This is a genomic window from Lentzea indica (assembly GCF_012184385.1).
GTDB lineage: Bacteria > Actinomycetota > Actinomycetes > Mycobacteriales > Pseudonocardiaceae > Lentzea > Lentzea indica.
In genome coordinates this window covers 1-9384 of the sequence record NZ_VSRL01000317.1, presented here as the reverse complement: position 1 = coordinate 9384, position 9384 = coordinate 1, and the positions used below count along the sequence as shown (strand labels likewise).

The 9384-nt window shown below is 67.2% G+C and carries 9 protein-coding genes; all 9 read right to left on the bottom strand.

The genetic code is table 11. The features are described from left to right. Positions 1-1085 (bottom strand): [protein-PII] uridylyltransferase family protein (locus tag FXN61_RS43660; RefSeq protein ID WP_446684962.1); only part of this gene is annotated, 1085 nt, incomplete at its 3' end. Between the two features lie 19 nt (positions 1086-1104). Further along, positions 1105-1443, bottom strand: a complete 339-nt coding sequence (locus FXN61_RS43655) for a P-II family nitrogen regulator (protein WP_167979711.1) — start codon at positions 1441-1443, stop codon at positions 1105-1107. Further along, positions 1440-2783, bottom strand: coding sequence for an ammonium transporter (locus FXN61_RS43650; protein ID WP_167979710.1), 1344 nt, complete (start codon positions 2781-2783; stop codon positions 1440-1442). Before FXN61_RS43650 ends, FXN61_RS43655 begins: the two co-directional genes overlap by 4 nt. Positions 2784-3043: 260 nt before the next feature. After that, positions 3044-3451, bottom strand: coding sequence for an alpha/beta hydrolase (locus FXN61_RS43645; protein ID WP_167979709.1), 408 nt, complete (start codon positions 3449-3451; stop codon positions 3044-3046). A 5-nt stretch (positions 3452-3456) separates the two neighbouring features. Continuing rightward, positions 3457-4563, bottom strand: coding sequence for an alpha/beta fold hydrolase (locus FXN61_RS43640; RefSeq protein WP_167979708.1), 1107 nt, complete (start codon positions 4561-4563; stop codon positions 3457-3459). A 152-nt stretch (positions 4564-4715) separates the two neighbouring features. Beyond that, the gene (locus FXN61_RS43635) at positions 4716-6179 is read right to left on the bottom strand and encodes an alpha/beta hydrolase (protein WP_167979707.1); all 1464 of its coding nucleotides are present in this window, start codon (positions 6177-6179) and stop codon (positions 4716-4718) included. Positions 6180-6292: 113 nt separating this feature from the next. After that, on the bottom strand, positions 6293-7285 hold the full coding sequence (gene alc / locus FXN61_RS43630) for an allantoicase (RefSeq protein WP_167979706.1): 993 nt from the start codon (positions 7283-7285) through the stop codon (positions 6293-6295). Then, entirely contained in the window at positions 7282-8571 is a 1290-nt protein-coding gene (allB, locus tag FXN61_RS43625; RefSeq protein ID WP_167979705.1) for an allantoinase AllB, read from the bottom strand. The genes alc and allB overlap by 4 nt, the downstream gene beginning before the upstream one ends. Before the next feature lie 5 nt (positions 8572-8576). Then, on the bottom strand, positions 8577-9384 hold an 808-nt coding region (locus FXN61_RS43620), incomplete at its 5' end, for a glycerate kinase family protein (protein ID WP_167979704.1).

The following is a 9384-nucleotide window of genomic DNA, read 5'->3' as shown; positions in this document are numbered from 1 at the left end:
TCCGGCGCCGAGTCCGCGAGCCGGGACAACGTTCCGGTCGCGATCGGGTGCTTGCTGCGCGCTGCCGCCGTCGCAACGCGCAACAACAACGCGGGGTCGCGGCTGGGAATCGCGTCACGGGCGAGAGAAACCTCAGACCCGTGCAGCACAACGCCTTCGTCCAGCGGTCTGCGTGGCGGCTGACCCCTCAAAAACGCCCCGAGCCCACGCTTCGGCGCCGCGGCCCGAGCAGTTCGCACAGCCACGTCGAACGCGTAGACGACAGTGCGTGCGGCCGAAGAAAGCGAACGGGCCAAAGCAAACCGGTCAGCCAGACCGAGAGCGGAGGCCACCTCGTCGCCGTCCTGCGCCCGCAGGACATCACGAGGTTTCCGCGCCACGCGGCGAAGTTCGGTGCGCACGTCCAGGAGCAGCTTGCGGGCCTCGCCGACGTCGGCGGACGGCCGGTCGACCACCTGCGCGACCGACAGCGCGTCCAGGATCGTGATGTCCCGCAACCCGCCACGGCCGTGCTTCAGGTCGGGTTCGACGCGGTGCGCGATTTCGCCACTGCGGGCCCAGCGCTTCTGCGACGACTCGGCGATCTCGTCCAGCCGGTTGCGCACGTTGCCGCGCCACGCCTGGCGGGCGCCCTCCGCGAGTTTCTGCGAGACCTCCTGGTCTCCCGCGATGTGCCGGATGTCCAGCAGTCCCAACGCGGTGCGCAGGTCTCCGGCGGCGACACGGAGAGCCTCCCCGACGGTGCGGACCGAGTGGTCCAGCCCGATGCCGGAGTTCCACAGCGGATACCAGAGCTTCTCGGCGATCCCGTCGATGTTCTTGACGCCGTTGTGCACAAGGACCAGATCGAGGTCGGAGTAGGGCACGAGCTCACGCCGCCCCAGCCCGCCGACCGCCACGAGCGCGATACCCGATCCGGATATCCCCGCTCCCCCCGCGTGTTTGGTCAACCAGAACTCGTGCAGGTCCACGAGTGCCTCGCGCAGTGGTTCGGCGGCCAAGCGACGACGACCTGGCACGAGCAGCCTTTCGCGTGCTCGCACCAGGTCGTCAGCCGTGACGACGGCCGTTTCGTTGTTCTCCACGGACCGTCTCCCCAGTTTGTTAGAGCGCGTCCGATCCACGCTCGCCGGTGCGCACGCGCACCACGGTGTCGACCGAAGTGACCCACACCTTGCCGTCGCCGATCTTGCCGGTGCGGGCGGCCTCGACCACCGCTTCCAGCACCTTCTCGACCTGGTTGTCGTCGACGACGACCTCGATCTTGATCTTCGGCACGAAGTCCACGGAGTACTCGGCGCCCCGGTAGACCTCGGTGTGGCCCTTCTGGCGGCCGTAGCCCTGCACCTCGCTGACGGTCATGCCCAGCACCCCGAGCTGTTCCAGGGAGCTCTTCACGTCGTCGAGCGTGAACGGCTTGATGATCGCGGTGACCAGCTTCATGACTTCTTGCTCCCCTCGAGGACCGCGGTCGCACCCGCGGCCACGCTCGCCTTGCCGGTACCACGCGCGCTGGTGAGGCTGCCGTACTCGTAGGCGCGCTCGGCGTGCTCAGCTTCGTCGATGCTGGCGACCTCCGCTTCCTCGGACGCGCGGAACCCGACGGTGAACTTCACCAGGTAGCCGAGCGCGAGGCTGAGGACGAAGGAGTAGCCGAGCACCGCGAACGCACCGACGGCCTGACGCCAGAGCTGGTCGACACCGCCGCCGTAGAAGAGGCCGTTGATCTTGGCCGGGGCCGCCTCGCTGGCGAACAGACCGATCAGGATCGTGCCGGACAGACCACCGACGAGGTGCACGCCGACGACGTCGAGCGAGTCGTCGTAGCCGAAGCGGTACTTCAGCGACACGGCCAGGGCGCAGAGGACACCGGTGATCGCGCCGATCGCGATGGCGCCGATCGGGGTGACCGAGGAACAGGCGGGCGTGATCGCGACCAGACCGGCGATGACACCGGAGGCGGCACCCAGCGTGGTGGCCTTGCCGTCGCGGATCCGTTCAGTGAGCAGCCAGCCGAGCATCGCCGCGCAGGTGGCGACGAGCGTGTTGATGAACGTGACACCGGCGAGGCCGTTGGCACCGAGAGCCGAACCGGCGTTGAAGCCGAACCAGCCGAACCACAGCAGACCGGCGCCGAGCACGACCAGCGGCAGGCTGTGCGGCTTCATGGGCTCCTTGGGCCAGCCCACGCGCTTGCCGAGCACGATCGCGAGCGCGAGACCAGCCGCACCCGCATTGATGTGCACCGCGGTACCACCGGCGAAGTCGATCGCGAGGAGCTTGTTGGCGATCCAGCCACCGGGGTCGATGACGTTGCCGGCCTCGTCCTTGCCGTCGAAGTCGAAGACCCAGTGCGCGACCGGGAAGTAGACGATCGTCGCCCACAGACCCGCGAACAGCAGCCACGGTCCGAACCGGGCGCGGTCGGCGATGGCACCGGAGATCAGCGCGACCGTGATGATCGCGAACATCGCCTGGAAGGCGACGAACACGGTGCTCGGGATCTTGCCCGCGAGCGAGTCGGCGGCCAGCAGGCCGTCAAGACCGAAGAACTCGAACGGTTTGCCCAGCAGGCCTGCGCCGACGTCAGCGCCGAATGCCGCCGAGTACCCGAACAGCACCCAAAGGACACCGACCACGGCCATGGCGCCCAAGCTCATCATCATCATGTTGAGCACGCTCTTCGAACGGACCATGCCTCCGTAGAAGAAGGCAAGGCCCGGCGTCATCAGCAGCACCAATGCGGCGCTGGTGAGCACCCAGGCGGTGTCCCCTGTATCCACTTCGACCTCCACTGCACGTCGGTTGCAGGGAGCATCGGGACGTCCTGTTTCACCCACTTACGTGGAACGTTTCGCGCAGGTGAACTGTGGGGCCGACCTTGTTACGTCCACGTTTCGCGCGGTTCACGGCCTCAATTCGGCCACCTCACGGCACCGAAACGGTGACGAGACGTAGTCCTCGAACTCACCCTTCCGGGTCATACGTGCTCGCGGACCGCACCCCGGCGTGTACACCGGAGGTGCGGTCCGCGACCTGACTGCTAGCGAACCGAGAACGGTCCAGCCGGAACCTTCGGCTTCGCCGACTGGATCGACGCCTCCGCAGGAGGCTCGACCGCGGCGCACGAGGTGCCGTTGCGCGGCAGCTTCAGCGACACCATGTACTCGTTGTTGATCTTGAGCGTGCACTCACTGCGGTCGTAGACGCCGTGACCCCAGCCTTCGTAGGTCACGAAGACGGTGGTGTCACGGGACTGACGGTGCGCGTTGACCGCCCACTCGTACACCGTCGCCGGGTCGTACTTGGCGTTGGTCAGCAGGATCTTCGGCGCGTTCTTGATCTTCAGCGGGTGCTGCGGGTTCGTGGCCTTCGGGTACCCGACGCAGCCCATCATGGCGCCGTGGCCGATCGACGAACCACGCGTGTTCGGCGCGACGCGGTTCTCCATGGCGTTCAGCGCCTGGTACTCGCCCCACGAGCTGACGCGCAGGTTGTAGTCGTTGCAGAAGATGCCCGCGAACGGGTTCTCGAACGTCTCACCCTCCGCGAACGCTTGGCTGGCACCGGCGCACCCTGGACGAGCTGGGCGACCTGGTCCGCGAACCGCTTCCAGGACGGGCCGTAGCCCATGCTCACGACACCGGCGCCGAGGTCCTCGGCGGTGATCACGTTGCCCTGCTCGCCCTTCAGCTCACCGCGGGCGGCCTCGGCGAGCAGGTCCTTCCAGATCTTGCGCAGGTCCTTGCCGTGGAACGGCGAGGACGCGTCCCGGTCGCTCCACTTGACCCACTCGTTGAACACGCCGTCCGCGCCACGCGCCTCGGTCTCGAGGAACTTCCACGTGCCGAGGCTGTGGTCCATGTTCGAGTCGATGATCATGGCGCGGATGTTCTTGCCGTACTGCTCCGCGTAGTGCTGACCCATGATCGTGCCGTACGAGACGCCGTAGTAGTTGATCTTCTTCTCGCCCAGCGCACGACGAATCGAGTCGATGTCGTTCGCGACGTCCTTCGTCGAGGCGTGGTCGAAGATCGGGCCGGACTGCTTGCGGCAGTCCGCGCGCAGCTCCTTGTTGAACGCGACCAGCTGGTCGAACTCGGCCACGGTCTTCGGGTGGTCCGAAGGTTGCTTCCGCAGCAGGTCCGCAGAGCACTTGATCGGCTGGCTGCGCGCGACGCCACGCGGGTCGAACCCGATGACGTCGAACTTGTCGATGATGTCCTTGCTGAAGTAGCGGTCAGCGCCGAACGAGAAGTCGACGCCCGACCCACCCGGTCCACCGGGGTTGATGACCATCGCACCGATGCGCTTGGACTGGTCGTTCGCCTTGCGGCGGGACACGGCCAGCTGGAACTTCTCCCCGTTCGGCTTGCCGTAGTCGATCGGCAGCGTCAAGAAGCCGCAGTCGATGGTCGGCACCTCGGCGCACGGCTTCCAGTCGATCGCGCCCACCGGGAACTCCGGCTGCCCTTCCGGAGCGGCGGACGCGAGCGGTGACATACCCAGTACCAATGCAGAACTCGCGAGCGCGGCACCAAAGACGCGCATCATCGGTTGCATGGATTTCCTCCCTAGATCCCCGATCTTGCGGGAGGAAACGCTTCCACCGATCGTGTGACGCAGACAACCAACCGAGGTAGGTAAAAGAATCAGCCTGTGGTTGGACAACCACCCTCAGTTAGTCGTGTTGGCCCACATCGTCCGCGGGTGTGCTAGCCCATCACTCGTAGGGGTGACTCGACCGCGGCACACGTGGTGCCGTTGTTCGGCAGCTTCAGCGACACCAGGTACTCGTCGTTGATCTTCATCGTGCAGTCGCTTCGGCCGTATACGCCGTGGCCCCAGCCTTCGTACGTGACGAGGACAGTGGTGTCACGGGACTGACGATGCACGTTGACCGCCCACTCGTGGACCGTCGCCGGGTCGTACTTGGCGTTGGTCACCAGGATCTTCGGCGCGTTCTTGATCTTCAGCGGATGCGGCGGGTTCGTGGCCTTGGGGAGCCCGATGCAGCCTGTCACGGCGCCGTGCGCGAACGGCACCATGACGACGTTCGGCGCGACGCGGCTCTCCACGTCGCTCAGGACCTGGTACTCGGCGAAGGAGGCGACCCGCAGGTTGTAGTCGTTGCAGACGATGCCCTGGAACGGGTACTCGAACGTCTCACCCTCGGCGAACGCCTTGAGGGGCGCCGAGGCGCCATGGACGAGCGTCACGACGTAGTCGGCGAACAGCTTCCACGCCGGGACGTGGCTGAAGTTCAGGAACCGGACGCCCAGGAGCTCAGGGGTGATCACGTTGCCTCGCGGGTCCTTCAGCTCACCGCGGGCGGCCTCGGCGAGCAGGTCCTTCCAGATCTTGCGCAGGTCCTGACCGTAGAACGGCGAGGACGGCGTGCGGTCGTTCCACTTGACCCACTCGTTGAACACGTCCTCCCCGCCACGCGCCTCGGTCTCGAGCAACTTCCTCGCGCCGAGGCTGCGGTCCATGTTGGAGTCGATGATCATGGCGCGGATGTTCTTGCCGTACTGCTCCGCGTAGTGCTGACCCATGATCGTGCCGTACGAGACGCCGTAGTAGCTGATCTTCTTCTCGCCCAGCGCACGACGAATCGAGTCGATGTCGTTCGCGACGTCCTTCGTCGAGGCGTGGTCGAAGATCGGGCCGGACTGCTTGCGGCAGTCCTCACCCAGCTCCCTGTTGTACGCGACCAGCTGGTCGTACTCAGCCACGGTCTTCGGGCGGTCCGTGTGCGGCCGCTGCACCGCCTCGGCCGAGCACTTGATCGGCTGGCTGCGCGCGACGCCACGCGGGTCGAACCCGATGACGTCGAACCTGTCCACGATCTCCTTGCTGAAGTACTGGTCCGCGGAGAACGAGAAGTCCACACCCGAAGAACCCGGTCCACCTGGGTTGACGACCAGCGCGCCGACCCGCTGGGACTGGTCGTTCGCCTTGCGACGAGAGACGGCCAACTGAAACTTCTCACCGTCCGGCTCGGCGTAGTCGATCGGCAGCGTCAAGAAGCCGCAATCGATCGCCGGCGCCTCGGCGCACGGCTTCCAGTCGATCGCGCCGACTTGGTGCGCCGGAGCCGCGAACGCGAGCGGCGTCATGCCCAAGACCAATGCGGAACTCGCGAACGCGGCCCCGAGAACGCGCGTCATCGGTCGCATGCATTTCCTCCCTGGATCCTGATCTTGCAGGAGGAAAACGCTTTCATCGACCGTGCAACACAAGCAACCGACGGAGGTATCGCGAAAATCCGACCACGGTCGGACAACCGTTCTCAGCTACTGCTTTCAGCCCATGCCGACCGCAGGTGCGCTACGCCATCGCTCGTAGGAGTTCCGATCAGACGGAGCCTTGCCATCCCACCGTCCGGGTAGATGTCCAGCCGCACCTCGGTCGCCTCCGCTCCGTCCACGACGAACCGGTGCCGCGTGTCGGGCTGCAGCCGAGTGCGCGGCAGGAGGTCGAACCACGCCTCCGGGTCCTTGCGCTCGTCGCGCGCGGAGACGGACGCCCAGCCCGGCGCGTTGCCCTTGAAATGACTGGTGTCGAGCTCGACCAGCTGCACGACGCCGGGCGCGGCGAGCCGCACGGACACCCAGTCGTTGCCGTCGTCACGCCGGCGCGCGGTTTCCCAGCCCTCTCCCATGACCGTGGCTTGACCAGGGGAGATGAGGTTGTTGGGCGAGCTGTAGAACATGTTGCTGCAGCCCGTGACGACAGCGCCGTTCTCCAGCGCGGCGAGGTCGATGCCCGGTATGAGCAGGCGCGGGTCGGCGAGCGGTTCGCCGTGCACGCGCAACCGGGCGACGCCGCCGTCCGGGTCGATGGTCAGGCGTACGTGCGTGACGCGACGGCCCTCGCTCACGTCGAAGAAGTGCTTCTCGTCGCCCTTCAGCGCGGAGCGTTCGACCAGCGGGAACCACTCGGTGATCTCGTCGGCGCCCGGATAGCCGTCGACCTGGGCGCCCTCGACCCAGCAGAACGGCGGGTAGTTGCCCTTGAAGAACGCCGTGTCGACGACGATTCCCTTGACGACACCGGGCATGCCGAGCCGGATCACCGCCTGGTCGACGCCGGCCTCACGACGTCGGCGGGTCTCCCACCCGTCGTAGACCTGTCCTTTGTGACCGAAGGTGTAGGTCTGGTAGACCGGCTCGGCTGGCTTGATCAGGTTCTCCCGCTCGGCGAACAGCTCGTCGTTCGCCCACACCACACCACCCCCGACCGCGCGTGAGGCGAGATCGGGCAGCCGGGTCCACTCCGTCATGCTTCTCCTCTTCTGAGCAACTTGCCTTGCGTCTGACCGATTTCCTTGCCGCGCAACCACGTCTGGCGCACGACACCGTGCAGTTCCCGCCCGTGGTACGGCGTGACCGGGTTGCGGTGGTGGAGCTTGTTCTTGTCCACCACGAACGTCTCGTCCGGCGCGAACACCACCAGGTCCGCGTCCTTACCGACCTCGATGGCGCCCTTCGACTCCAGCCCGACCTGACGCGCCGGATGCGCGGCCATCCAGCGGACGACGTCGGTGAGGTGGAAACCACGTTCCCGTGCCCCTGTCCACACCGCGGGCAGGCCGAGTTGCAGCGACGCGATCCCACCCCACGCCGTGGCGAAATCGCCCGCCTTCAGCTCCACCGTGCTCGGCGAGTGGTCGCTGACGACCAGCTCGATCACGCCTTCGCGCAGCCCTTGCCACAACGCCTCGCGGTTCGACTCCTCGCGGATCGGCGGACAGCACTTGAACTCCGTCTGCCCGTCGTGGATCTCCTCGGCCGTGAACGTGAGGTAGTGCGGGCAGGTCTCCGCGGTCAGGGGGAGCCGATCGCGATGCGCCGCCTCGATGATGTGCAACGCGTCCGACGACGACAGGTGCAGGATGTGCGTGCGAGCGCCGGTCCTTCGGGTCAGCTCGACGACATCGTTGATCGCCCGGTTCTCCGCCTCACGCGGCCGTGACGCGAGGAACCCCGGGTAGTCCGGTTCGGCGTCACGAACCGTGTGCGCGTCCTCGGCGTGCACGATCGTCAACGCGTCAAGCGTCGCCAACTCTCTCAGCGCCACTTCGAGTTCCGCTGTCGTGACGGCGGGGAACTCGTCCACGCCCGAGTGCAGCAGGAAACACTTGAAGCCGAAGACTCCGGCCTCGTGCAACGGCTTCAGGTCGGCGAGGTTGCCGGGGACGATGCCGCCCCAGAACCCGACGTCGACGGACACGTTCGCCGCGGCCTTGCGCTTGATCTCCAGTGCCGCCACCTCGACCGTCGGCGGGATGCTGTTGAGCGGCATGTCGATGATCGTGGTGACCCCACCGGCGGCGGCGGCCCGAGTGGCGGTCTCGAAGCCCTCCCACTCGCTGCGGCCCGGGTCGTTGACGTGCACGTGGGTGTCGACCAGACCGGGCAGCAGCACCTCGTCGTCCGCGAGGTGCACGACGTTCGGCGAGTCGATGCGCGGCTCGACGGCCACGATCCGGCCGTCGACGACACCGACGTCGCACGCGATCTCGCCCTGCGGGGTGACGACCCTGCGGGCGCGGAAGACCAGGTCCATGGCACTCACTCTGGCACCCAGTCGCGTGCGATGCGACCGCCGAGAACGCCCAGCAGCGAATCAGCCTGGGCCATGCACCTCGTGACGTCGGGTTCGACGTCCAACAGCGCGTAGGCGGCCTTCAACCCCAGGTCGCCCGGCGCGACCGAGCACTGTCCCGCGACCGCGACCACCGGCACGTCCCCCGAGGCCCTGACCACCCCGAACGGCGCCTTGCCGTGCCGCGTCTGGGCGTCCAGCGATCCTTCGCCTGTGATCACCAACGATGCGTCGGCCACTGCCTCGGCGAACCCGGCCAGCTCCAGCACCACCTCGATGCCCGGACGGAACCTCGCACCCAGTACCGCGAGCGCGGCGAAACCGATCCCGCCGGCCGCGCCTGCGCCAGGCCGTGACGCGTACTCCGGCCCGATCCGCTGGGCAAAGGCGGACAGCCTGGCTTCGAGGATTTCGACCTGATCGGGTGAAGCACCCTTCTGCGGCCCGTAGACCGCCGCCGCACCGGTCGGGCCGAGCAGCGGGTTGTCCACGTCCGAGGCCAGCACCAGGTCAACGCCCTCGAACGACGCGGAGCCCAGCGCCTCCAGCATTCCGGCGCCGCCGTCCGTGCACGCGCTGCCGCCCAGCCCCAGCACGATCGTGGTGCAGCCGACGTCCAGGGCGGCCTTCAGCAGCTCGCCGACACCGTGGCTGGTGGCGTCGAGCGGCGCGGGCTCGTCCAGCAACGTGAGCCCGGCCGCCGACGCCACCTCGACCACGGCGGTCGTGCCGCGGACGGCGAAGGACGCGGGCACCGGTCGTGCCGACCGGGCG